The sequence below is a fragment of the Oleiphilus sp. HI0132 genome, from assembly GCF_001635845.1.
Map to the genome: position 1 here is coordinate 1 of NZ_LWGJ01000882.1, position 484 is coordinate 484.

A 484-nucleotide genomic window follows, 5' to 3' on the forward strand; every position below is an offset into this window, starting at 1 on the left:
CATTTCAGCATTAGTCGCATTATGCTTGAAATACTCACCGAATTTATCAATATAACCAACTGAACGATGAGTAGGATACACCTTCATTTTATAAGTAGAGTATCGCTCCAGGGTCTTCTTCTGACCATCAGACAACTTATCTGCATACTGAGCCATATTGTCTTTAGTAATCGTGAACAAGACCTGATCCGAAGCAAAAGGATCCGGATAAGGTTCACCCACCTTATAATCAGCAGGTGCTTCTACACCACCCGTCCACTCAGGAATTGTTCCATCTGCATTCCCTGCTTTTTCTGCACCAATTGGCGTTAATTCATTCCCTAATTTCGCCGTTTCTTCTGGTGATACTTTTGCCATGACATTTGCCGCACTAAAGCTTGCAGCAACAACACCAATGGCACACAAAGTTTTTATCATTTTCATTTAGACTACCTCGTTAAACCAAGCCAATGGGTTATTAGAATGAGTACGAAACACTAAGCGC

The 484-nt window shown here is 41.3% G+C and carries 1 protein-coding gene; it reads right to left on the reverse strand.

Annotated elements, in window-relative coordinates:
* The coding region (locus A3766_RS10025; RefSeq protein WP_197479503.1) for a DUF1329 domain-containing protein at positions 1-423 on the reverse strand (423 nt) is incomplete at its 3' end.
* Between the last annotated feature and the right edge of the window lie 61 nt (positions 424-484).